Source organism: Sphingobium psychrophilum, from assembly GCF_012927105.1.
In the GTDB taxonomy this organism is placed as follows: Bacteria; Pseudomonadota; Alphaproteobacteria; order Sphingomonadales; family Sphingomonadaceae; genus Sphingobium; species Sphingobium psychrophilum.
Genome location: NZ_JABBFV010000016.1, coordinates 37851 through 60822 on the forward strand (window position 1 = coordinate 37851; position 22972 = coordinate 60822).

The window sequence follows — 22972 nt, forward strand, 5'->3', positions numbered from 1 at the left end:
ATCAGTCCTCCAGGAACAAGGACATCTGGACGACGGCGTCTTTGTTGCTGTCCGCCCAGGCGTTGTAGATGGACAGCGCCCTGGAGGACGCGTTGCGCATTGGCTGGTTCGGCGCACGTTTGCCCAGCCACTCCAACAGACCTTTCAGCGCTGGGTGGGGCTTGAAGTTGTCGTTCTTCAGCGTGTCGGATGCATTGATCCCACTGCCGTCGTAACAGGCACCAACAAGCACCAACGCCTGATCGATGTCAGCCGTCAGCCTCCGCCGGTGCTTGCCCTGCCAATCCCGGGCAAAGTCCAGGGGATCGGCTAGGTGAAAGACCTTCTTCACTTCGCTGGCCCAGCCACGGCTGGTAAATTCATCAGGCGCAATGCCGGAGCCACGGAGCAGCTTCTGCATCTGATCTCGGGCAAGCTCAGTCTTTCCGTCGAATATGCGCAGGAACTGCCGAGTGATCGGTTCCGCCGTCACCGGCGGCGGCTCCGCGGTCTTGTTCGCGTCCTCGTCGATCAGTTGGTTGATACCGACCAGCGCGTCCTTGACCGAGATCGGGCGACCTTCGTCGACGTAGACCTTGCCGTAGTGGCGCGAGAAGTATTCAAGCGCCTTGCCGCGACGAATAACCTGCAGGTCGGCCGCCGGCAGACCGGCGCGGGCGTGGTTCTCTAGCATGCCCTGCAGCTGGCGCACGTCAGCCAGCACCTCGCGGCGCATCCGGCCCCAACTGACTGGCTTGGGTTCTTCGGTCCGTTTGCGACAGACGTGAATAATGTCATACTCGATCTGCTGGGAACCGAAAGTACCGGGCTTGCTGCCCTCGCCTTTGGTCTCATCACTCCTGATCGGGTACGTTGCCTCAAGGTAAAAGCCGGCGTCGAACAAGGATTCGAGGACCGACACCCATGGCGCATCTTCACTGTGGTGGAAGGTGAATGCCAACATGCCGCCTGGCTTGAGCGCGCGGTGCGCTTCTGCCCAGCATGCGGTTAGGATGCGCTGATAGAAGCCATCAGGGTCTTCCGGCTCGCGTGCCCGGTTTGCGACGGCCTCCATCGCCTTCGGCGTGTGCTCAGGCTCGAAGGCTTGCGGGTACTTTTCCTTCATTGGCAGACGAAGCCAGACATGGAAGAAATCAGCCAGCTCTGAATAGTGCAGCAAACCGCCAAAAGGTGGGTCGGTGATGACGAGATCGAGTGATCCATCGGCGTAATTCGCAAGGTCTGTAGACGACGCCTGCAGAACGGTGGCGCCAAGCACTGGGTCAAGTGGAAGGACTTTCTCACTCTTGCCGCTTAATTTTTCAGATAGCTGAGGATTATTTCTAGAAAGCGTTTCTATGCTTACAGAGTCCCAAGGTTGCTTAGCCCATTCGTGCCCTTCAATTATGATTTTCGAGCAAGAATCCCAATTGCCACGCCCGAGATCGCTGAAAACACTGTTCTCAACCATATTGCTCTTGGGGTGGTAGTTGTTGTTGCTCATGTGAGGAGCAAGGCAGTCCCTGCTTATATCCCAAAAGCAAAACATATTCTGATTTCGAATATATTGCTGGAATGCTCCAAGCACATATTCCCTAGTGGCCCATCTGTAATCACCGGTCTCGACAATGGATTTAACCAGCTGAGTGAGCACAAGCATTTGACGAGGGTTAAACATGGTCCACCAGTGGGTGAATCCATGGTTGGCGATCCCCCCATTGTTCATGTGTGTCATGAACCCAAATGGCACGGCACTGCGAGGCCAGTATGGTGCCAGGTCAGCGTCTTTTCGTAACTCCCATTCTTTTGCGGCAGCGCTGTATTGGTTGGCGATTTGATCATCAAAGGGCGCGAAATACCTGCCCCCGTAGGTTGCTCCACTCTTATTTCGGCCCGGAGAAACTGCTTGTATGGCATATCCTGCAGAAGGACCCGTTTTCCCAGTCGGGCGAATTGCAGTCAGTACGTCCTGTTGCGTACCGCACGAACCGCAGGTGAAAGTTGATCGCTTGGGTACCGTCCCGCCTTCTTTTCCAGTTTGGAATGAAGCGCCTGTCTCGGGACATGTGACCGTGTCTGGCAATTCGCCACGAACTTCGAGCAACCGGATATGGCTTGCTCTTTCAGTGTTCCACGCGGCAGTCGAGGCTGCATCGTCTTGGGGGGATCCTCCAAAGATCGCTCCGTTCGTGTCCGCGCGAGGGCTCCCCGCTAGCCACTCGGGGTGAACCAAGAGGGTTAGGTCAATCTTCTTATTTTGGCCTTTGCCGAGCCTGAGCTGGCCACGGCTACTGTCGACGTGGAGACCCGTCTTCGGATGAACATGCGCCGAAAATGAAGTTGCGCAGCCGGGGCAGGCGACGCTGCCTTCTGCCGAAAGGATGGCATAGGGCGGTTCATCTGGAGCGACGTAGAGTGGAACGTCCGGTGCCATCCGTGCAGGAGCCTCTTCGATATCGAAGTTGACCTCGCACGAAGGGCATTGAAATTTCCAACTTTTCACCGAGATCGTCTTAATGGCCATCACCGGATTAGACATGATCGGAGTACGGTGGCCGCAGCCTGTCACCTGGCAAGGGCCATGCTTGGCCCAGAACGTATAGATGATCTCGGGTCCTTCGTAGCTGTAGTCCTGCCTCTCTTCGAGCTTTACCTTTAGCGGATCGAAATCCTCCCCCATCACTTTGCACGACGGCTTATGCGTCCATCTGCCTTTCTCGCCGTTCGGGCCGTCGCAATAGTAGAAAGGCATGATCTGCGGTTTCACCTCAGCCTCGATATCGGCCAACAGGCATTTCACTTCATCCAGATCAACATCAGCCAGTTCCTGCTTGACCACGAACCAGGCGACAGGGTTCAGGTCGTTGCCCGACATCTGCATGCCCAGGCGCGAGCCCTCAACCAGCGTGGTGCCGCCACCCATGAAGATGTCGGCGACCTTCAGATGCTTGAAAGCGCCCTTCTTCTGATGGTTGGCGTAATAGTTGTCCCAGACCAGCTTAGCTGCGTGGGAGGGATCTTCGGGAGCCTTGGTCGCGGCCGCGATGAGCATGGAACGGAACACGCTGGACCGCCGCCGTGCCCACCACTTCGACATCTGATAGATAGGCTTACCGGCATTGCCTTCGATCACGGCGACCTGGTTCACGGGCAGAATCGGGAAATCCACCTCAAGGCAGGTCTTGGGCCGGTTTGGATCGCTGAAATCGACGGTTTCCATGGAGACGGCCTTGCCTGCACCGACCGCGCGGGCGACTTCCTGTGCTATGAATTCCTTCTTGGTAGCCATGGTCTCGCGTCCTTATTTGGAGAGTTCGACGAAGGGCGAGAGCACTTCGAGTAGGGAAAGGCCGCCATGGGCCAAAGTTGGGTAGCCGCCCTGGCTGCGCCATTTCCAGCGGCCTACCGCCAAGAGATGTGCGCCGTTCGGACCGTTGGTCTGCATTACAATGGGCGGAACAAACGGGCCCGGGTCGAGCTCGCCGGCCATGCTGCGTCCACTCTTCAGCGTTGATTTGAGGTAGTTGGCTTGCTCGTCGGCGGCATCGAAAAATAGGCCCGTGGCGGCGTAACCGTGATCAGAGGTGATGATCAGCCGTCTGCCGACCGCCAGGCGCTCGACGAATGCCCAAAAGTCGTCGCTGTTCAGCTGCTCGGCAACATCGCGGGTCAGGACATCAAGGCCTTGGCCAGCGCCCGCCCCATCATGGATCTTGCTGTCGGGCCATTGGTGCCAGAAGAGCCAGTTTGGAGAAGCATCAATGAGGTTTGCGCAGTCGGCCCAAGGCAGGTCGATGCATTCGGTCTTGGTCGGCATCAGCCGATGCGCTGAGCCACCGCCATTGTTTTGGAGCTGACTTCGGCTGTTGAAACCCAACCCTCTTGCGAATGAGTTTGTATCACTAGGCAGCTCGGAGCCTGTGGCCGTGACCTCATGAAGCGTAAAGCCGCGTTCCTGTGCTCCCGCTAGGAGCCAGGGCAGTTCGCGGAGGCTCAAACCGTCGAGGATAAGTACGGCCTTGGCGCTGTAGGGTTCGGCCCACCAACGCGCCAAGCGGTCTGACGTCCGTTCGACATCCTGACCAAAACGCTTCCAAAGATCCCAGCCACCTGCAGCAAGGAAATGGTCAAGCGTGCCGATTTCGCGATCACGCCTAGTCACCTCGCCTGGAGCCGTAGCGGCCGACAGGGGCGCCGAACAGGTTTCGACCGCGCGGCAAATGATGGACTGCCACGCGGCCTCCGATGTCGCGCCTGCCAACTCGCGGAGTTCGTCAACACCCAAAGCCATTAGCCTTCCTCTTTGTCCAGGGAGAGCTCAAAGGTCATGCCGTCTGGCAGCTTTCGGAGGAGTTCCTTGAGTTGAGCTCCGGTTGCGGCAGAAACGACAAGCGTGACCCCGCCGACCGGCGTCGCCGGCCCGATGCCCCAACCCTCAAGTCGGCCGATCAGATTGAGTGCAGACGTCGGAGGATTGGACAGTCTCACGCGAGACTGCGAACCGCCGCCGCTGAAGATGCCGCCAGAGCCCGGAGACGGCGTGCCGTCGGTCGGACCCGGAACAGGCGTAAAGGTGGGCGAAGGGGGAGTACCCGGCGTTGGTTGCTCACCAAACAGTCCGCCGCCGGGTGCGGGGTTTGGCACACTTGGCACTGGCGGCGTTGCCCCACCTGTCGACGGGACCGCAGAAGGAGGAAGCAGGAACACTTCATCAAGCTGACGCCCAGTGAAGGACAGTTTCGGGCGCAGGCGACGCCACGCCGTATCTTCATCCTCACCTGGCTGAGACTGGAGGTACTCCATTCCGCGCAAATTGATCGCAATCTTGCCTCTCGCGCACATGCGCACGATCCGCTCTTTCATGGCGGTTTCACCCAGCCACGGCGTGCAGTCCAAGCCGCCCGCGCGGGGCTCCTGAAGTTCCTTGAGCAGTTTGCCGACCGATGCATTGTCGGCCGCCGCCTCCAGAACAAGCGCCTGGAAATCTTCCGGTACAAAGAGGTCGTTTACGACTGCTTGCTCCAAAGCTTCCGGGATCTTGGCTCCCTGCTCACGCAGCGCCTCAACGCTGAACTCGCACCTTTCAGGATCGGCGAAATTCCAGCGATGCAGGACCGCAAACCGGTCGAACCGCTTTTTCAGGATGTCCCTCAGCTCACCTTGGTACTTGGTCTGAAGCTTTCGGTACTCGGGGTTTTGGCCACTCCATTCCTGAGCCTTCATGGCGGCGCGCGCGAGGATCAGAAGGTCCCGATCATAAAATGCATTCGAGGAGCCGGCGCGAGGCAACAGAAAGCGAATGGTGTTGCGGCGCTTCTGAAGATGCTCCTTGAGCCACCGGCCGAGGCGCTCGTTGATCTTGTCAGGCTCCTCTGGGAGCAGAAGAATCGGGAGGCGTTCGTCCCAACGGTCTGGATGCTCGGCTTCATCTAGGGCCGTCCATGGGTCGGTTAGCCACTGCCGCGGAAGAGCGATAACCCTGAAAGTCTTTGCGACCTCTTCGGAGCCGCCGACTACATAGCGCACTTCCTTCGCCAGCTGCGCCAGATCCTCTCCGTCGCTGAAGAGTTTGTCATTGCGCGCCGACGCCATCAGCTTGGCCTGCGGGTTTTCGTCCTCACGGAAGACGAGCCTCTGGCCTTCTTGGTGGATGTTGAAACTGTTCTCGATAACCGTTGCCAGCTCGACTTGGAAACCATTGTCATCGATGGCCGTGCCTTGGGTGATATCGGCTTGAAGCGTCGAAGGCTCAGCGCCCGCAAGATTGCCAACAGCTATCGACCGAAGCCAAAGCGCCCCGATGATTTCCGGCAGGTGGGGCACCTTGGTGGAATGCCCTGGAACGGCCTCAACCACCGAAGTCAGATTCCGCAACGCTTTCTCGCGGAGTGTCCGGTGTTGCTGGTTGGCGACCGAGTCTAACAACGCGCCAATACCCGAATTCTCATCATCCAGCCGGAAGTCTGCCGCGGTTAGAATGGGGGCCTTTTCTCCTCGACTCTTGAACAGGTTGGCCAGGATGCGGATGAGGTCGCGCGTTTCCTGCGCGTCCGTGGCAACGAGGACCTGATCTTCCAGCAACTGCAGGAGGTGCGGTGCATATGGCCAGGACTCGATGAAATCGGCGCGCTTTCGATCGTGCTCGGAGGACGGAACGTCGAGAAGGCGGAAATACTCGGCGATATGTACGCCCAGCAGCGCCTCGACATCCGCCCGGCTGATTTGCAGACGGTTTTCGAACAGACGGTGCAACAGCATCCTGCGGCGATCGTGCTGGATACGCTCTGGACTGCCACCAGCCTTGAAGTCGACCTGAACCGGGTTGACGCGATGGATCTGCTGGTAGGCGTCGGTGTCGCCATTTCGCACCGATACGACCAGCGCCAGCAGATCGGGGTGCTCCTTGGCGATTTCCGAGAGGATCTGAATGAAATTGAACGCCCAGTTCTTCCACGGGAACTGCTTGGTGTTGGTGAGTCCGTCATACCAGGTCTGGAACTCATCGAGCAGCAACATGGAGGGCGTGTGGCGCAGGAGTTCCAAGATTAGCTTATCGGATGGAATGTCCGTCTTTGCAGCGCCCATGCCCTCCCATTTGCCTCTAATGAAGGCACCGTGCGGGTGCTGCTCAAAGAGCAGGTCCCAGAGAAACTTGTAGCGCTGGCGGTGGAGGCTTTCTCCGATCACCAGCATTCCGCTCCGCAGAGGTATTTGGCCAATCTCAGGCTGGCCTAAGGTGACCGCCCAGGTCTTCAGCCAAGCGTCTGTGGATACAGGATCGTGAACCGCGTGGAACAGCGCCGCCATCAAGTGCGACTTACCAAGGCCACGCTCGCCCATCACAACTACGGGACGCCCTTGGCCGGGTCCAACTGCCTCAATTCCCTTTAGCAAATCGTGAGTGGGGTAGGTAATGCGCAGAAATTCCTGCGCAGCAATTTGGGTCGCCCCTGTATTGCTTTCATTCGAGAGCTCAATCGCGGTCCCTTTAAGGCGCTTGCTCTGAAATTCATCCCTGAGAGTCAGCCCCAGCATTACCGAATCCTTCCGCTCATCGAATTAGCGCCCTGAGATGGATATGGGTCACTTAACAATACAATTTGTTGGTCTTGTGGTTTTCGCGCCGATGGGTCGGTGTCTAAACCTAGTCTTTTCAAAGCGTAATAAAGAAGCGCGCGTCGAACTGGGATCGAAACCCGACCGCTCTGCATCCCATAGTCCAGCTCGATCGCCCGTTTTTGAGGCGCACTGAGGTCAGGATGCGGGCCAACAGCAAGTTCAACGATTTCCTCCCAGGCGATGTCGGACATTGTTTGTTTTTGGGGAGCGCGAGTCTGACGAGTGTCCAAGATGCGCGAGATTACAAAATCCCGATATTCGCCGCTCTTTTCGCAACAGGATCGAGCGTGCCAGCGAAATCCATCAAAGGCTAATGCGTGCGGTGCTATCCAACGCCACTCTGGATCCTGTGCAGACATTGACTGATACCGGACTTCAATCGCCTCTACGCGCCTGATCGCAATGACGATTGACCGAAGGATGATGGGGTCAATCCCGCGGGCGGGCGCCGGAGTTGCATCAAACACCGGCAAATTGCCGATCCAGGCATCATCTGGGCTGACGACGCCTTCAGCAACTGAACGGATTTGGGCTAAGTATTGTGTAGAGTCTGGCTTCAGGAACAACGGGCTGAAACACGATGAGCGGACATAGGTCTTTCCACTCTTGTCGTAGATCATGTTGTTCTCTGCCAATGCGATGTAGCGATTGAGGTCACCTGACGCCTGATTGGGTGACACCCCAAACTTTTCGATCAGGTCGCTTCGATTGACGTGCCCCTCCCAGAACAGGCGGAATTCGATGAATTGAAGCTTCTGCTCCACACCCCATCGCAAACTTGGTCGTTCTTCGCCCATTCCCAGCCTTAGCCCACCTACTTGAACCACCCAAAAAGTGGATGGATACGACAATAGGGGGTAAGGCGGCCTGTCCGCAACAAGTTTCTCTTTTGATTCAATACGGGCAAAGATCCGACGTTTACGAACCGCGTTCCAAGTCAATTATGTTGGCGACGCCTTGCTGCGCCAATGGTTCAGCAAGCGCCCGGACGCTGCGGTGGTGTGTGAACAACAGGACCTGGTTGGTCTTGCCAAACTCGGCGAGCAGGTCGAGCGTGGACCGGCTGCGCTCATCGTCGAAATGCACCAGAATGTCGTCCGCGATGAAGGGCAGCGGCTCCGTCGCGCTGGCATAATTCTCAAGACTTGCCAGCCGGAAGGCGAGGAAAAGCTGGTCGCGGGTGCCGTCGCTCATGGTAGCAACCGCAGCAATACCGCCATTGGCTCGCCGTCCAACCACGACCGGATGGCCTTTGTCATCGATATCGGTCTCGATTCCGGCAAATTCACCGAGTGTCGTTGCCGTGAACAGTTCGCCTGCCCGCGCAATGAGCGGATCTTGCTGTTCTGCGCGGATCGTTGCCATGGCCGACGTCACCAATTCGCGCGCAACCGATAGCTCGAGATAGCGTTCGAGGGCGAGATGCATCTGCGCTGCCGCCGCTTCGCGTTCGGCAACGGCGTGATTGACCTCGCTCTGGCTCAGATAGGCAGCAAGGTCGTCCTTTGCCGCCTTCTCGGCGAGAATGGCTGCCTCGATTTCGCTCTCGATCTCGCTAGCACGCGATGTCTGCTCGGACAGTTCCGCGCGAACCTCATCGAGGTCGCGTTCATCCCATTCCGCCCGCAAGGTAGCGAGATCAAGCTTGTCGCCCACGTCCGTCGCGGTGCGTTCCGCCAGAGCGATCTCATTGCACAAAGTCATACGTGCTTCACACCCTGAAGCTGCGTCCAGAAGGGCCCCATCATCGCTGCCATCAAGTTTTGCCGAAGCCGCGAGCGTAGCCAGCTCCTCCAGAGCGGTGCCAAGGGCCTCTTGCGCCTGGTCGGCCTCGACCTTCGCCTCTTCAAAGTCGGGCAGTACCCCGTCATATTGCGTTTGCGCTGTTGCGTTGTCGGTAAATCGGGCCAGCACCATCTGCGCTGCAACCACACAGTCTTCGCCGATCTCGATGGCGAGTTCGGTCGCGAGGCTGCGGACATCCTTCGCAAGGCTCGTCTCGTCGTCGTCCATGCGCTTTAGCCGCTGGCGGGCCTGCCCTATTGCTGAAAGCACACCGCGTGCGCCCACCCATTCGGTGACCGCACTGTTGGCATCTGCCGGCGAAATGTCGGGTTTGAGCCCCAGCGCACCTGTTGCCGCAGGCCATGCCGCATCCCAGGCGGCCTGTGCGTCCGACAATTGTTGCACTTCCGCCTCAACCAGCTTGTGCTGCCGCGCCAAGTCCTCCCGGTCCCGCGTGTCCCTGCCATATTCGGCATGTGCTTGTTCGTGCCGGGAAATGGCGTTTTGCACCGCGCTGACCCGGGCCGCGAACGACAATGTGGTATCGAGCTTGCGGCTCTGTTCGATTCGCTCGAGCAGCTCAACGGCCGGCGCAAGCTGGGCCTCTTCCAAAGCCAGTGCATTTGCCAAATTCCGCAAGCGTTCTGATTCATCCAGCGCCAATTGTCGGGCCTGGCCAAATTGGAGCAGCGACGCCAGTTCCGGGTGTTTGACCATAACTTGCGGAAAACTGTTCCCCCATTGCGCGATCCGCACTTCGCCTTGTGCGACAAGCGCGGCCGTCTCGGCCTCCGCCGCGGTGACCGCAGCCCTTGCCTCCGCGACGCGCCGCAACGCGAGTGCGAGCGATGCAGCCCGTTCTGCCTCTGCGGCGCGGCGATCGGCAAGTTCGTCTGCAGACACGATTGCCGTTTCCAGACCGTCAGCAACGGCAAGGCGAGCAGCGCCGTCATCGGGCAGCTGTCCCGCGACATATGCCGTCTTTATCGGCCTCCAGGCATCGGCGCGCAGGCTGCGTGCCTCGGCAAGAGAGGCATCACTTGCAATGGTCCCGGATGCCTGAAGCGCGCCAATCTCAGCCTCACCGGCTGAAATCTCGCGCTCGGCCTGTCGCTTCAGCTTGGCCTGATCATCGATCTGCGAGGTCAACGTCTCGCGCGCGGCCTGCTCACTGCGAATATCGTCAACGCTGGGGCATGACAGGGTGGCAAGCGCATCGATGGTATCGAATCCAAGCGCCTTGAGCCGTCCGCTCAATGTTGCGCTGTCAGTATCCAGCGCCTGCTGACGTGCCTGGTGCGCCGACTTCTGGGCCGCAAGGCTGGCAAAGGCCGATGACGACGCCTCGGGCGGAGCATTATGCCCTGCCTGGCGTGCCGCTTCCAAACGATCTTCAATCACCGCAAGCGAAGCCACCAATTCGCCAAGGCGCTTTCTGGCAGAGGCTAGACCTGGACGGCGCTCCACCATCTCGTCGGCAGCCGAGCGCACAAGATTGAGGGCAGACGGGTCCGGGATCAGTGGTGCAAGGTCTGCATCGGCCGGCAGGCCAAGCATCCGGCGCAGCGCCGCCAGTTGAGCTTCGCCCTCATCAATCTCGCGCTGACGATTGGCACGATCGGACCGGGCCTTGCTGACGTGAAGGGCGCGTTCGCCCAGATCACGTACCCGCTGTTCGGCGGCTTTGAGACCCGGGTTCACCACCAGCGCATCAAGCCGTGCCTTCAGGCGATTCCGCCGCTCGATCGCGGCCTCGAGCCGCGTTTCAGCCTTGTTGCGCTGGTCCAGAGCAGTCCGCATCTTGGCCGCGAAATCATCCGGGAAGGAGGCGACATCGTCGTAGCCGACCAGATCCAGTGTAAAGTTGGCCAGCTGACGCAAATAGGGCACGACTCGCAGGACGCGCTCCAGCCGGGACGTCGATGCGCCGAGGCTGCGCCTCTCTGATCGCAGGGCCTCGAGCTTTTCCGCGGCTGCGAGCGATGCCTTGCGCGTCTGCTCAAAGGTTTCCCGGGTCAGTTGCGCGCCGCGTGCCGTCTTCTCGGCCGCCTCGAATGCCGTCAGCTGCTGGTAGAAAACACGATTTACCGACCGCCTCGTATCGAAGAGCTTGTCCGCTTCGCCGTCGATACCTTCGAGGCGAGATACCAGCGTGCGCAAGCCGCCGCCTGCTTCGACGATCAGACGCCCGATGTCGCCATCGGCATGAAGCAATCGCTCTCCGCCGTTGCGCAATGTTTCGTGGTTCAGACCAAAGAGGGTTTCGAACCGCTCCCGTGTGATGGCACCCAGAACCGGCGCAAGGACGGTGTCGTCGAGCGCCGTTCCGGACAGGTCAGCCAGTGTCTTGCCATTGCCCTTGCGGCGCTTGAGCGTCACCGTGCTGCCATCAGCCATCAGCATCGTGGCCCCGATGCGCATGCCATCGTAGCCGAACAAACTGCCGCGCTGGGTATTCTTGGGGATCGAGAACAGGAAGTCGCTGATCGCCTCGAGACAGGTGCTCTTGCCCGCTTCATTGGCACCGTAGACCACCGTGAGGCCCGCCGTTTCCGGAATGGTGAGATCGCGGCTGGCGCAGCCGCCATATTTCTCGAGGCTGAGTTCAGTCAGGCGCATGACCAGCCTCGCTGACTAGACTGCGCGCAAGGGCTGCGGCGCGTTCAGGTATCTCGGCGCGCATCTGCTCGATGAAGGCATCGGCATGTGCGCCAGCGGGCAGTTTCGTCCGAATCTCTGCAAGCCGCGCTTCGAGAACTTGCGCAATTGCGCTGTCCTGGCTGAGGCGGGTCACTTCCTGATCAAGCTTGCCAGCCACCGTTGGATCGACGGCGTCCGGGGCTTCAGGATGGGCCGTTTCCAACCTCAGCTTTTCGAGCCACACGTCATCCGAGAGCGTTGCCAGCAGTGTTTCCACGTCCTCCCGGAAAGCGGTGCGCTCGAGAATCAATCTGGAATGGAGCGGTGTAGTTCCAGTCACCGTCAGGCGCAGGGCAAGGGGCCGTCCATCGGCTTGCTCAGCGCCTTGGGCGATATGGCCGCGAATGAGATCCAGTAATTCCGGGTGTTCGCTCGTTCCCGACACATCAACTGTGATCGATGCCCAGCGCACCACATCCAGCGCGCGATGCTCAAGGCTGGTGACTCTGCCGTCATTGACCTTGACCAGGACGGCTCCCTTGGGCCCCGTCTCTCGTGGGTGCCGGCCCTGAAGATTGCCGGGATAGACGATGTGCGGGTGCTCCCCGAGCACGGCATGGGCGTGGACGTGGCCTAGCGCCCAATAGTCATAGCCATGATTGGTGAGCTGCTCGGCCGTGCAGGGCGCATAGCGGGCGTGATGACCTTCGCTGCCCGCACAGGCCGTATGGAGAACGCCGATATTGAACAGTGCCTCGGTTGCTGCCGGATATTCGCGCGCCAGATCTTCGGAGACGTCCGGGCGGGGGAAGCTCCGCCCATGGATCGCGACCCCGACATCATCGAGACGATGTGTGGCGGCCTTGGTCTTAGGAAAGACATGGACATTGCCGGAAAGGGACAGCTTGTCGGCAAAACGATTGGCGGAATCATGGTTTCCAAGGACCATGAAAACCGCGATGCCAGCTTCGTCCAGCCGGCACATTCCCTCCATGAAGTAAAGACCCGTCTGGAAGTTACGCAGATCGCCATCGAAAATGTCACCGGCCAACAACATGAACCGGCAGCCCTCATCGATCGCAAGGGCCACCAGGTTATCGAAGGCCTCACGCGACGCCGCCTCGACGCGCGCGGCATATTCCGCAGATTTACCCGCCAATCCAAGTAATGGACTGTCGAGGTGAAGATCAGCGGCATGTACAAAGGTGAATTCGGTCAATCGAAGGCCTCCCGCCTCCAACATGGCACAAACCACCCTAAAATGTCTCGATAAAATCGGTTCAGCGCATGTGGGGAAAGCCTTCCCCTGCTGCTGAACCCGCTCGGTCTCATCAGACCCCTTCGTGCGGGACTGCCGCCCCGCAACGCCCCGCGAGAGGAAGAGAACGGGCTGGCCCCGTGACGGGCTGAGAGCGGCGAGAGAGGCTCGCTGCGGGTCCGTCGCGGAGACCTGCCATGCCGCAACGACATGTTGCCCGCTCAAACCCTGAGCGAATCAACCTTTACCAGCAAATCACCGACCGGATCATCGCTGATCTCGAAGCTGGGCGCGTCCCATGGGTTCAGCCCTGGGGAACGGCCAGTGCCGGCATCGGCATGCCGCACAATGCTGTCAGTTCCCGTCGATACAGTGGCATCAATGTGCTTACCCTATGGCATGCCGTCGTGTCCCGAGGCTTCTCAAACCATGCGTTCCTGACGTTCCGGCAGGCTGCGGCCTTGGGGGGCTCGGTGCGTCGCGGCGAGCGCGGGGTCGGTATCATCTACACCCGCCGCTTTGTGCCCAGCAGCGAACGTCGCCGAGCGGATACCGAAGGCACCGCAACCAGCGGCGGGATTCCGTTCCTCAAGCATTTCACGGTGTTCTCGGCCGACCAGTGTGACGGCCTGCCCGAACATATCTGTCTCCCGCCGCCGCCCATCCCGGATGGCCTGATCCTGCCGCACGCCGAGGAACTGATCGCCGCGACGGGCGCTGACTTCCGCATCGGGGGCCCGTCCGCCTTTTACAGCCCGGCGCATGACTATGTCGCCGTGCCGCGGCCCGACGATTTCCATGAGCCGATCAACTGGCATCGCACGGCTTTCCATGAACTGGGCCATTGGACTGGCCATGCCTCCCGGCTTGGCCGCGATCAGACCGGCAGCTTCGGCTCCAAGGACTATGGCCGCGAAGAATTGATCGCCGAAATGGCGGGTGCCTTCGTCTGCGCCGCGCTCGGGATTGTGCCAAGCGTTCGCCACGCTGATTACATCGGCTCCTGGCTCCAGATTATCCGGGAAGACAATCGCGCCATCCTGCGCGCCGCCAGCGCTGCCTCCAAGGCGGCAGATTTTATCCTCGCCTGTCGTGAAACCGCATCAACTGGCCTTGATGTCGCTGGTGAGGACGAAGTCGACGGCTTCGACCTGGAAGGAAGGTTGGCGGCATGAACCTGCTCACCCCCGAAATCCGCGAGGCCTTGATCGCAAACCTGCACGCGCGTCGCAATGCGCAGGCACAAGGCGAACGAGAGCCTGATCCGGTTCCCGTTGTCCGCTTCTTCAATCCGCTTGGCGCTGCCACCTGGCTTGCCACCGAACTCGACGAGGACGGCATCCTGTTCGGCCTTGCCGATCTTGGCCTTGGCTGCCCTGAACTTGGCAGCTTCTCATTGTGGGAATTGCAGTCGCTGCGCCTGCCGTTCGGCCTCGGTATCGAGCGGGATATCCTTTTCGACACCGCGTTGCCCATATCGGCCTACGTCGCGGCAGCCCGGCAGGCGGGTTCGATCCTCGGTGCTGAAAAGCTGCTGAGGGAACGCTCCATGCCAGAAGGGGATGGCTGAAATCTGGCAGCATGGCGGCCTGCCAGATCGCGGGTTGGTCCGCCTGCGGCGACCCTAGAGGAAGAGGAAGGCAGGGCCTTCGTGACGGGCTTGGAAGCCGAGAGAGTGTCTCGCGGCGGCCCGTCATGGAGACCTGCAATGGCCAGACAGCCTGCAAAAATCACCCTCAGCCCGTCGCGTGACATTCCCTTCGACCATTTGATCCTGTCACAATCCAATGTCCGCCGCGTGAAGGCCGGCGTGTCGATCCCCGAACTTGCTGAGGATATCGCGCGCCGGACTTTGCTTCAGAGCCTCAACGTGCGCCCGGTACTTGATGCCGAAGGTCAGGAGACCGGCATCTTCGAAGTTCCGGCCGGTGGCCGACGCTACCGTGCCCTTGAACATTTGGTGAAACAGAAGCGCCTGGCGCGTACTGCTCCCATTCCCTGCATCGTCAAGGCGGCGGACAATGACGTCTCGGCGGAAGAAGACAGCTATGCCGAAAACGCGCACCGGGAGCAGTTGCATCCGCTCGACCAGTTCCGGGCCATGCAGGCCATGGTCGACAAGGGTAGCGCCGCCGAAGACATCGCCGCGCATTTCATGACCACGCCCGCTGTCGTCCGCCAGCGTCTCAAACTGGCGTCGGTCTCGCCCAAACTCCACGACATCTATGCCGAAGACGGCATGTCGCTGGACCAGTTGATGGCGTTCACCGTGTCTGAAGATCATGAGCGCCAGGAGCAGGTATGGGAAATGCTCACCCACAGCTTCAACAAATCCGCCGCCTACATCCGCCAGCGCCTGACGGAAAACAGCGTCCGGGTTGCCGACAAGCGGGTGCTGTTCGTGACCGTCGATGCCTATGTCGCGGCAGGTGGCGGCGTGATGCGCGACCTGTTCGAGCACGATGACGGTGGCTGGCTCACCGATCCCGCACTGCTCGACCGCTTGGTCGACGCGAAACTTGCCGCCGAGGGCAACCGCATTGGCACTGAAGGCTGGAAATGGGTGGCGACTGCCGTCGACCTGCCATGGAATGCGACCAACGGACACCGTGAGATCGTTGGCGCAGAATTACCCATGACTGAGGCTGAGCAGGCAAGACTCACGGCGCTTCAGGCTGAAATCGAGCAGATCGAGACCGAATGGGCCGACGACCCCAACGTGCCGCAGGACGTCTATGCGCGGATCGAAGGGCTTGAAACGGAAATCGGCCAGCTGGTCGACCGGCCCATGATTTTCGATCCTGCCGAAATGGCAATCGCCGGTGCCTTTGTGACCATCGAGGCGGATGGTTCGCTTTGCATTGAGCGGGGCTACGTCCGAGCCGAAGACGAACCGGTGGTGGAAGTGGGCGGCGAAGACGATGGCTCCGGGGTCGATCCCGTTTCGGGCGAGCCAATACCTGGCGCAAACCACCGTGGGACCGCACCAAACGCCAGCGGTTCGGCGCCTACCGGAACTGATGAAGAAGATTCCGACGATGACATCCTCAAGCCGTTGCCCGACCGGCTGGTTGCCGACCTGACCGCCTGGCGCACGCTTGCGTTGCAGGATGCCTTTGCCCAAAGCCCCGCCACAGCCTTCGCGACGGTGCTGCACGCGCTCGTGCTCGACACCTTCTACAGCTACAGCCGCGAGAGCTGTCTGCAACTGTCGCTCAACCGGGTGTCCTTTGCCAATCCACCTGCAGGTCTGCGCGACAGTGCTCCCGCGCGGGCCATCGCCGAGCGCATGAAGCGCTGGGAGGATCGACTGCCGGAGTCCGACAAGGAACTTTGGGACGCGCTTCTGGCCTTCGACGCCGATGAGCAGGCCAGTCTGTTTGCCCATTGCACATCGCTGGCGGTGAACGCGCAGGCCGAGATCGTCCCCAAATACGACAATGGCCGGGTGTCGACGCACAGCGTTGCACGCCGCATCGCTCACAGCCATGTCCTGGCGCATGCCGTTGGTCTTGATGTCGTGGCGGCAGGCTGGAAGCCCACAGTCGATGGTTATTTCCGCAGCGTGACCAAACCGCGCATTCTTGCCGATGTGACCGAAGCGCGCGGGGAGCAGTTCGCTGGCATGATCGATCACCTGAAAAAGGGCGACATGGCCCGCGAAGCGGAACGGCTGCTGGAAGATGTCCACTGGCTTCCCGAGCCGCTGCGGACGCCCGACGCCGACGGTGGTCATGGCGCTGTGCCTGACGTTGATCGTGAAGGGCTCAAATTACCCGCGTTCCTTGATGATGACGAGGCGGCTTACGCGATCGCTGCCGAATGATCCGAACCGCGCGGGTTCAACATCCCGACTGTTTTTCCGTCACTCAGGCCCGGCCACCACGCCGGGCCGCCTCTTTTTGAGGAGACCTCAAATGCCGAAATCCAGTGCTCCCGTGCCCTGCTGGGGAGGACGCCATGGCTGACTATCATTCACCAACGGTCGTGCAACCGGACATACCAGTCGCCGCGATGACCCCGCTCGAACGCCGTTTACTGTGCGAACAGTTCGAGCATGAAGGCAATGACCAAGCGGTCTACTTTTTCGCCAGCGATAATGTCGCCGACACGGCTTGGATCGCGACCGCTGAACTGGTCGAATTGCTCGGTCAGGATAATGGCATGGTCGGTCGCATCGCTGACGTGGTGCGTGCGGAAATCGCCAAGGGTGATCTTGGCGAAGACGAGTTCGAGCTCGATTTCTCGATGATCGGCTATGACCTGATCTTCCAGGACATTGTCCGGCGATCGCCTGACCTTGACCACGTGCAGATCATCGCAGCGTGGACCTGCACGAAGATGCGGCCCGACGGCTTTGGCGGGATGGCGACCGTCATAACGGCTGACGACGTCCATTCGATGTCCACCGCGTCCTACATCGAAGAGGTACTCGGGCGTTTGGGCGAGCCACCGCCCTCCACCTGAAATTTCCTATCCAATCACCCCGCGAAGCCCGGCCGTTGAGCCGGGCTTTCGCGTTTCAAGGAGACCTGAAAATGTCAGCGCAATACATCTACGACACCGCCCCCTTGGGCAGCCTCATCCGCTATTCGAACGGCGAGCCGCGCCCGCCCGAGCGTTTTCGCCGAAAGCTTGCCGCTTGGAACAACGACAACGGCACCGGTCGGCTCGTTGAACGCTACCCCGGCCAGGTTACCGACAACTACCGTTCGCCTGCGCATTTCATGCTCCATCTGGCGACCTACGGCAGTCAGGGCGTCATCGTCATGACCGTGCGACGCGCCTACAGCGTCGAAAACCCGCTCAATTTCGAGATCATCGACACGCCGAAACCGGGGCAAGTGCGCGTCCTGACCACGTTTCGGGATAAGGACGAATTGCGCCACCTCGCAGCTGACATGGCATCGGCAGAAGCATGGATGCGCGACAATCCCTATTCAGGGATGCGCGCCGAGATTGTGACCGACGCTGATCTGGCCGTTCTGTCCTCTGAACTCAGGAGGGCGGCATGAGCGACATCATCGTCGAACATGGCACGACCAGCGACGGCCTTATGGCTGCACGGGTCGATGGGCTCGCCTATATCGCCATTCCGCTCAAGGAAGGCTTCTCGATCGTGTCCGGCTGGAAGCTCAACCGACCGATTGGCGAATGGTCCCGGTCAGATGTTTATTGCGCCGAAGGCGCCGCGGCTGATGAAGTCTCCTTCCGCGCCCATATTGCCGACATCGCGCTGCATGTCCGCCAGCGCAACGCGCTCGGTCGCGTCGATACGATCCTGCGCATTTCCACGCCTTGGGGCATGTCTCAATCGGCGACCATCTACGCTGAGGGGATCGCCTTTCATTCCACTGCCGGTCATGGCGGCTTCAAGCTCGACCGAGCACGCAATGCGGGGATGGATCCCGCGTTGCGACTATCTGGCGGCTGGTATGAAGAAGACGCCGAATGGGCGCTCGTCGCAGCAGGTTACCCGGACCTGTTCACCTACCGCGAACAGGCAACGGCAGACAGGTCGTTGCGAGATTGGTATCCTGATGCTTGGGAGGCTCTCCATGGCCGCGAGTTGTCAGCGGCAGAATCTTTCACCCGCGACCGCCAGCAGTTTGCCCGCCGCCACGCAAAGGACTGGGTGGTCATTTCTGCCGTTCGATCATCCGATCATCCTGGCATGGTTGAGGCGCTGGCCACCGCCGGAGGGGGTCGGAAAAACCACGAAACGCGACGATTTCTTGTGCCAGCTGGTGAATATGCCGCTGGACGGCACGGGTTCGTTATCAATCCTTCGGCGCACCCTGAGATGGTACGGTCCTCCAGCATCCTATCGGGTTGTCGATTGGCTGGAATGTCAGAGTGACACAATCTTCAGACACCATTCCTGACCGCGCCTACTCGGAAAAAACTATGCCAAAGCAGCCACTTTAGCGGTCAGATAATCATGGTAACCTTGAAGCAGCGAAAGATCTGCGGCCGCTGCGCTTGCCATGAGCTTTTCACATTCTGACCGGGCTTTCGTCAATGTCGTCCACTTGACCCCGCTGTCATCCGGAGCGGCGATCCGCGAATAGATATGCGCAGAGATTTCTTGTTGGCAGACGAGGGGCAAACAGTTTGGATCGTGGGCAAAAATGAGACGCTTGGCCAAGAAGCCAAACTTGGGATTTTGAAATTGACTGGCCAGCGTATGGCGGTGTTCCCACGGCATCGCATGAAATTGGGTCATCAGCTGCTCATCTGCATTTCCTGCAAACCCCTCATAGATTTGCTTTTCAACGTGTTCGTTGGGCCCATACACAGTTTTGGTAGCCTCATACGCGGCCAGCAAGCGGGTTTTGAGTGCGTCGTCGCTGCGAAGATCACTAGCCCGAACCGCAATGTCATCCTGCGTCAGATCACCGAATAGGTGGTCGGGCACATCCTCTAGCGGCGTCATGGTCGGCGCGGCGTTGGCTTTGATTTTGCGAAGCGGCTTTGGTGAGCTGACTACGAGACTTTGCAACTGAGCATCGGTCAGATTGCGAAACTTATCGAGATCGTGTGCCAGGTCGAAACAGACCGAAACATTGGACTGTTCGCTGTCCTGACCAATCCGCAATACCGGCATATGCTTGGGACGGTTGAAGTAGAATTCCGTCAGGAGGAATGGCTCATCTTCATCCAAAAACTCGGCGGCCGCGGCTCTTTGCGTGAACCGCAAAAAACGATTCCACAGATCGCCAGCGCCGTCCCGAACAAGGCGGCACATGTGAATCGTAGCCTCTACATCCGACAATGCATCATGGGCATTGTCATGAGCAAAGCCGTTAGCGGGTGCGAGTTGGTCGAGCTTGAAAACTGGCTTGCCGTTGCCACCATAGGGAACAGTCACACAATCTGGTTCAAATTCAGTACAGGCTTGAACGAGGGGCAACACGTCACCCCGGCAATTACCGTCGCGATTGGTCAGATATGGATTGTGCAGAGTTTGGTAGAAGGCTTGGCGCATGAGCTCTTCGTCAAACCGCAGACTGTTGTAGCCAAGAAAAATGGCCGGCGACCATTCGGTCAGCTTGCTGCGAACGGCTCTGACCATCTCGTAGTGCGATGGCGTGGCGGGATCGTGCAGCCGATCGATAGTCATTTTGGTGACACGAAGTGCGCCTGGAGCTGGAACAATGAACGGCAGGAGCCGAGAACGTACCTCAAAGCGTTCCAGGATGTTCAGGTCTTCGTCGGTCCTGATTGCCGCAAATTGCAAAATCTGATCGAAGGAGGTGTCAATGCCAGTCGTCTCAGTATCGTAAAAGACAAACCCCATGCGCCCCTCCGCAGTCAGCTAGATGTATGAGGAGAGTCTATTTTGCAACGCTGTCACGCTCACACGAAAACGCTTGGCGAGCGCCTTCATACCAACCTCATCGTCAATATCTAGGCTTTCAATTCCTTCGATTTGACTGATAAATTGCTTTGGCATCAGGAGTTCCGAGGCAAACGCATTAGCCTGTACCTCAACCCGGTCAGTCCCTTGAGTCGCCAACTCGCCGCGCCAGAGCGTAAAGCCTTTGTCTACATGCACCGTGCCATCAATCAGTTCGCGGTGCATGATGTGGTGCCCCAGTTCATGGGCGATGGTGAACCGTTGGCGATTGGGATGGTGGAGCGCATTGACCCCGATCACTGACACGCCGTCTTTGATGAGCGCCATGCCCGAAAGCTCCTGATCGAGCGGCGAAAAGCGCACGGCTATGCCGAGACTTTTTGCAATTTTCTCGACTGGCACCGGTAGCGCCGTCACAGCGTATTCTGTCAGGATACGCTGCGCGTGGTCACGAGCAATTTGAGCTGGGCTGGTCACTAGGAATCGTCCGAAGCAGCAAGCGTTGTGCCGTTGCCAAACATGCCCATCAGCGCATCGCTCACTTGAGCCTTTTGACGCTCTGAAATGTCACTGCGCGAAATGGGGACAACCATATCGTTTTCGCCACGCACTAGCGACTTGGGCAAAAGTTGCATGATCGACGGCAGCTTCAGGGCTTCCGCAAACAGATACACTTGATGCAGCAAAACCTTCTGTCGGCCGGACTCAATATTAGCGATTGAGGCGCGGGAAATGCCCACCTTCACAGCAACTTGTGCTTGTGTGAGGCCAATGGCTTTACGCCTTATCGCCACAGCTTCTCCCAACGCCGAATAGATTGACCACTCGTTCATGGCCGTGCCTTTGGACCAATACGCCAGCTATGTCAATCACACAAACATATGTTTGTGTGATTGACATAGCGTATGTTTGCGTTGACGCCATTTCCAAATCCCGTCATATAGCGAATCGAGGCAAGGGCATCGTGCTCGAGTCCAAGCGGAAAGGAACTGCCATGCAGCTCGAAGGTGCTGTCATTAAGGAACAAGGCCAGACCTTCGCGGTCGTGGTGGTCAAGCGTCATGTCACTGACAATCGGCATGAAGCGTCGTCGGCAATGCAGAGTTTTAGTCGCTGCTTTCCGGGAATGCCGATTGTCCTGATGTCTCAGGATTCTCGCGGGGTGCCGACATATTTCGGTCGCCGCGACATTGCCAATTTTCTTTCTGGGGTGCCGACCAACGCCATCCCTTGGAAGCGTTACACGTTCAACTAAGATCACAGGAGCATTTATGGCCAAGAATACCGGCAACAACTTTCGTCGCGGCGCAGTTACAGCCCGTACCCAATTTGAGCGCCCCGATGGCAACTACCAGAAGCGCAACGAGCGCACTGGCGAGTTTATGAGCGTCAAGAATGGCGGATCGCCGTTCAAGGGCGTCGCCAAAGAACCCGATGGGCGCGACAGCCCCAATTCGTGATACAATTATCGCATGTCTAACCCAACCCCCGTGCCCACCCCGAAGGATGCAATCCGCCTCGAACTTGAGCGGATCGAAGAGGATTGCATCCATTCCGGCAAATCTCACTTCAACGCTCACGAGCGGTGGAGCCGATTTCATTATTGGCTGGGAATCCCGTCGGTCATTTTAAGTAGCATCGCGGGCTTGGCCTTTTTTAAGGACTACCCCGAAATCGGTGGCGCGATTGCATCGGTGGTTGCCGTCTTGACCGCACTATCGACATTCTTGAAGCCGTTTGAACGTGCCGCATCGCACAAGAGTTCCGGCGATCAATATCTCTCGCTCAGAAATGATGCGCGCGTATTCCGGCAGATTCGGCTTGAAAACGTCTGTGACGACCAGTCGGCGATTGACGGCTTGGATGAGTTCACCAAGCGCAGAAACGAATTGAACCAAGCCAGTCCACAGTTTTCAACCAAGGATTTCAAGGTCGCCCGAGACGGGATCGATGCTGGCGAATCCACTCATGCAGTCGATAAATAATCCTATGACAGTCAACAGTTACCTCACCAATCGTGCCAGCAACGCAATCCTTTCGACCGGCGAACAGGATTCAATAAACCGTTCGGTTGCTACCTTGCAAACGCGCCTCAATTCATATTTTGGTTCCAAACTAAACAGCCATTTTCGTTTTGGTTCTTCTACGCGCGGTACGATTTTGCCTCGCAGCATGGATGGTCATTCCGATATTGATTACATGGTGGTGTTTGCCGAAGGGGGCTATACCCCTCAAACCTACCTCAACCGCCTTCGGGCCTTCGTCGATGCCTATTACTCATCGTCAGACATCAAGCAGTCCTCACCGACCATCGTGCTGGAACTCAACCACATCAAATTTGACCTTGTGCCCGCACTTGCCAACATGTGGGGAGGCTACCAGATTCCAGATGGAACAAGCGCGTGGCAAAATACAAACCCTAATGATTTCAATGGCAAGCTGACCGAAAAGAACACTGCTAATCACCACCTCATCAAGCCGACCATCAGGCTCGTGAAGTTTTGGAATGCCCAGAACGGCTATGTCTTTGATTCATACTCGCTGGAAAAATGGATTGTCGATCAATCATATTTCTACATCAGCACCCAGCGTGACTACCTGCTTGAAACATTCGAAAAATTGGCAACGCCAACCGATACGCAATGGCGAAAAGACAAGGTTGAGCGCGCCAAGAAGATTGTGGCTGAGGTTCGCAGGCTTGAGCGCGAGAATATGCCTGTTTCCGCTGAGCTTGAGATCAAAAAACTCATCCCGGAGTAATGGCGGATCGGCTCATTCCAATTAACTGACCAATATGCATCAGGCTGTAATCGAGTGAGAGGCTAGCCGGG

General features: G+C 58.7%; 19 protein-coding genes. 10 read left to right on the forward strand and 9 right to left on the reverse strand.

The window, feature by feature from the left end:
- Position 1: 1 nt before the first annotated feature.
- The 6 genes from HHL08_RS25700 to HHL08_RS18440 form a co-directional block, all read right to left on the reverse strand.
- Complete coding sequence (locus tag HHL08_RS25700) at positions 2-3268, reverse strand: DUF1156 domain-containing protein (protein WP_169574500.1); 3267 nt, start codon at positions 3266-3268, stop codon at positions 2-4.
- Between the two features lie 12 nt (positions 3269-3280).
- On the reverse strand, positions 3281-4270 hold the full coding sequence (locus HHL08_RS18420) for a hypothetical protein (RefSeq protein WP_169574501.1): 990 nt from the start codon (positions 4268-4270) through the stop codon (positions 3281-3283).
- Entirely contained in the window at positions 4270-7014 is a 2745-nt protein-coding gene (locus HHL08_RS18425; RefSeq protein WP_169574502.1) for a DUF499 domain-containing protein, read from the reverse strand. Before HHL08_RS18425 ends, HHL08_RS18420 begins: the two co-directional genes overlap by 1 nt.
- The gene (locus HHL08_RS18430) at positions 7014-7895 is read right to left on the reverse strand and encodes a WYL domain-containing protein (protein ID WP_169574503.1); all 882 of its coding nucleotides are present in this window, start codon (positions 7893-7895) and stop codon (positions 7014-7016) included. The genes HHL08_RS18425 and HHL08_RS18430 overlap by 1 nt, the downstream gene beginning before the upstream one ends.
- Before the next feature lie 121 nt (positions 7896-8016).
- Positions 8017-11502, reverse strand: coding sequence for an ATP-binding protein (locus tag HHL08_RS18435; RefSeq protein ID WP_169574504.1), 3486 nt, complete (start codon positions 11500-11502; stop codon positions 8017-8019).
- Positions 11489-12742 (reverse strand): metallophosphoesterase family protein, encoded by a 1254-nt coding sequence (locus HHL08_RS18440; RefSeq protein WP_235955132.1) that lies wholly within the window; start codon positions 12740-12742, stop codon positions 11489-11491. Before HHL08_RS18440 ends, HHL08_RS18435 begins: the two co-directional genes overlap by 14 nt.
- Before the next feature lie 236 nt (positions 12743-12978).
- Between HHL08_RS18440 and HHL08_RS18445 the strand changes: the two genes are divergently transcribed.
- The 6 genes from HHL08_RS18445 to HHL08_RS18470 all read left to right on the forward strand — a co-directional run bounded on the left by HHL08_RS18445 (position 12979) and on the right by HHL08_RS18470 (position 18641).
- Positions 12979-13956 carry an ArdC family protein gene (locus HHL08_RS18445; protein WP_169574506.1) on the forward strand — a complete coding sequence of 326 codons (978 nt, stop codon included), beginning with the start codon at positions 12979-12981 and terminating at the stop codon, positions 13954-13956.
- Complete coding sequence (locus tag HHL08_RS18450; protein ID WP_169574507.1) at positions 13953-14351, forward strand: DUF2958 domain-containing protein; 399 nt, start codon at positions 13953-13955, stop codon at positions 14349-14351. Before HHL08_RS18445 ends, HHL08_RS18450 begins: the two co-directional genes overlap by 4 nt.
- A 138-nt stretch (positions 14352-14489) precedes the next feature.
- Positions 14490-16607, forward strand: a complete 2118-nt coding sequence (locus tag HHL08_RS18455) for a ParB/RepB/Spo0J family partition protein (RefSeq protein ID WP_169574549.1) — start codon at positions 14490-14492, stop codon at positions 16605-16607.
- Between the two features lie 134 nt (positions 16608-16741).
- A complete protein-coding gene (locus HHL08_RS18460; RefSeq protein ID WP_169574508.1) occupies positions 16742-17248 on the forward strand; it encodes a hypothetical protein in 507 nt (168 codons plus the stop codon).
- Positions 17249-17283: 35 nt separating this feature from the next.
- Positions 17284-17796: a hypothetical protein gene (locus HHL08_RS18465; RefSeq protein ID WP_235955133.1), complete on the forward strand. Its 513-nt coding sequence runs from the start codon at positions 17284-17286 to the stop codon at positions 17794-17796.
- Positions 17793-18641: a DUF7007 domain-containing protein gene (locus HHL08_RS18470; RefSeq protein WP_169574509.1), complete on the forward strand. Its 849-nt coding sequence runs from the start codon at positions 17793-17795 to the stop codon at positions 18639-18641. The genes HHL08_RS18465 and HHL08_RS18470 overlap by 4 nt, the downstream gene beginning before the upstream one ends.
- Positions 18642-18686: 45 nt before the next feature.
- On the opposite strand, the gene HHL08_RS18475 is transcribed toward HHL08_RS18470, so the two are convergent.
- From HHL08_RS18475 to HHL08_RS18485, 3 genes are read right to left on the reverse strand one after another with little or no spacing between them, the layout of a single operon-like run.
- A complete protein-coding gene (locus tag HHL08_RS18475) occupies positions 18687-20081 on the reverse strand; it encodes an exonuclease domain-containing protein (protein ID WP_169574510.1) in 1395 nt (464 codons plus the stop codon).
- Between the two features lie 18 nt (positions 20082-20099).
- Entirely contained in the window at positions 20100-20618 is a 519-nt protein-coding gene (locus HHL08_RS18480; RefSeq protein WP_013831722.1) for an ImmA/IrrE family metallo-endopeptidase, read from the reverse strand.
- Positions 20618-20974 carry a helix-turn-helix transcriptional regulator gene (locus HHL08_RS18485; protein WP_013831723.1) on the reverse strand — a complete coding sequence of 119 codons (357 nt, stop codon included), beginning with the start codon at positions 20972-20974 and terminating at the stop codon, positions 20618-20620. The genes HHL08_RS18480 and HHL08_RS18485 overlap by 1 nt, the downstream gene beginning before the upstream one ends.
- Positions 20975-21135: 161 nt before the next feature.
- On the opposite strand from HHL08_RS18485, the gene HHL08_RS18490 reads away from it, so the two are divergent.
- From HHL08_RS18490 to HHL08_RS18505, 4 genes are read left to right on the forward strand one after another with little or no spacing between them, the layout of a single operon-like run.
- Entirely contained in the window at positions 21136-21396 is a 261-nt protein-coding gene (locus HHL08_RS18490; RefSeq protein ID WP_041559193.1) for a hypothetical protein, read from the forward strand.
- 16 nt (positions 21397-21412) lie between these two features.
- The gene (locus HHL08_RS18495; RefSeq protein ID WP_041558666.1) at positions 21413-21601 is read left to right on the forward strand and encodes a hypothetical protein; all 189 of its coding nucleotides are present in this window, start codon (positions 21413-21415) and stop codon (positions 21599-21601) included.
- A gap of 30 nt (positions 21602-21631) precedes the next feature.
- A complete protein-coding gene (locus HHL08_RS18500; protein ID WP_328804685.1) occupies positions 21632-22126 on the forward strand; it encodes an SLATT domain-containing protein in 495 nt (164 codons plus the stop codon).
- Positions 22127-22130: 4 nt separating this feature from the next.
- Positions 22131-22901 (forward strand): SMODS domain-containing nucleotidyltransferase, encoded by a 771-nt coding sequence (locus HHL08_RS18505; RefSeq protein ID WP_013831726.1) that lies wholly within the window; start codon positions 22131-22133, stop codon positions 22899-22901.
- Positions 22902-22972 lie beyond the last annotated feature (71 nt).

Bases quoted from the DNA above. Each gene is read 5' to 3' on its own strand.
- HHL08_RS25700 (WP_169574500.1), bottom strand. From the start codon at position 3,268: ATGGCTACCAAGAAGGAATTCATAGCACAGGAAGTCGCCCGCGCGGTC.
- HHL08_RS18420 (WP_169574501.1), bottom strand. From the start codon at position 4,270: ATGGCTTTGGGTGTTGACGAACTCCGCGAGTTGGCAGGCGCGACATCG.
- HHL08_RS18425 (WP_169574502.1), bottom strand. From the start codon at position 7,014: ATGCTGGGGCTGACTCTCAGGGATGAATTTCAGAGCAAGCGCCTTAAA.
- HHL08_RS18430 (WP_169574503.1), bottom strand. From the start codon at position 7,895: ATGGGCGAAGAACGACCAAGTTTGCGATGGGGTGTGGAGCAGAAGCTT.
- HHL08_RS18435 (WP_169574504.1), bottom strand. From the start codon at position 11,502: ATGCGCCTGACTGAACTCAGCCTCGAGAAATATGGCGGCTGCGCCAGC.
- HHL08_RS18445 (WP_169574506.1), top strand. From the start codon at position 12,979: ATGCCGCAACGACATGTTGCCCGCTCAAACCCTGAGCGAATCAACCTT.
- HHL08_RS18450 (WP_169574507.1), top strand. From the start codon at position 13,953: ATGAACCTGCTCACCCCCGAAATCCGCGAGGCCTTGATCGCAAACCTG.
- HHL08_RS18455 (WP_169574549.1), top strand. From the start codon at position 14,490: ATGGCCAGACAGCCTGCAAAAATCACCCTCAGCCCGTCGCGTGACATT.
- HHL08_RS18460 (WP_169574508.1), top strand. From the start codon at position 16,742: ATGGCTGACTATCATTCACCAACGGTCGTGCAACCGGACATACCAGTC.
- HHL08_RS18470 (WP_169574509.1), top strand. From the start codon at position 17,793: ATGAGCGACATCATCGTCGAACATGGCACGACCAGCGACGGCCTTATG.
- HHL08_RS18475 (WP_169574510.1), bottom strand. From the start codon at position 20,081: ATGGGGTTTGTCTTTTACGATACTGAGACGACTGGCATTGACACCTCC.
- HHL08_RS18485 (WP_013831723.1), bottom strand. From the start codon at position 20,974: ATGAACGAGTGGTCAATCTATTCGGCGTTGGGAGAAGCTGTGGCGATA.
- HHL08_RS18490 (WP_041559193.1), top strand. From the start codon at position 21,136: ATGCAGCTCGAAGGTGCTGTCATTAAGGAACAAGGCCAGACCTTCGCG.
- HHL08_RS18495 (WP_041558666.1), top strand. From the start codon at position 21,413: ATGGCCAAGAATACCGGCAACAACTTTCGTCGCGGCGCAGTTACAGCC.
- HHL08_RS18505 (WP_013831726.1), top strand. From the start codon at position 22,131: ATGACAGTCAACAGTTACCTCACCAATCGTGCCAGCAACGCAATCCTT.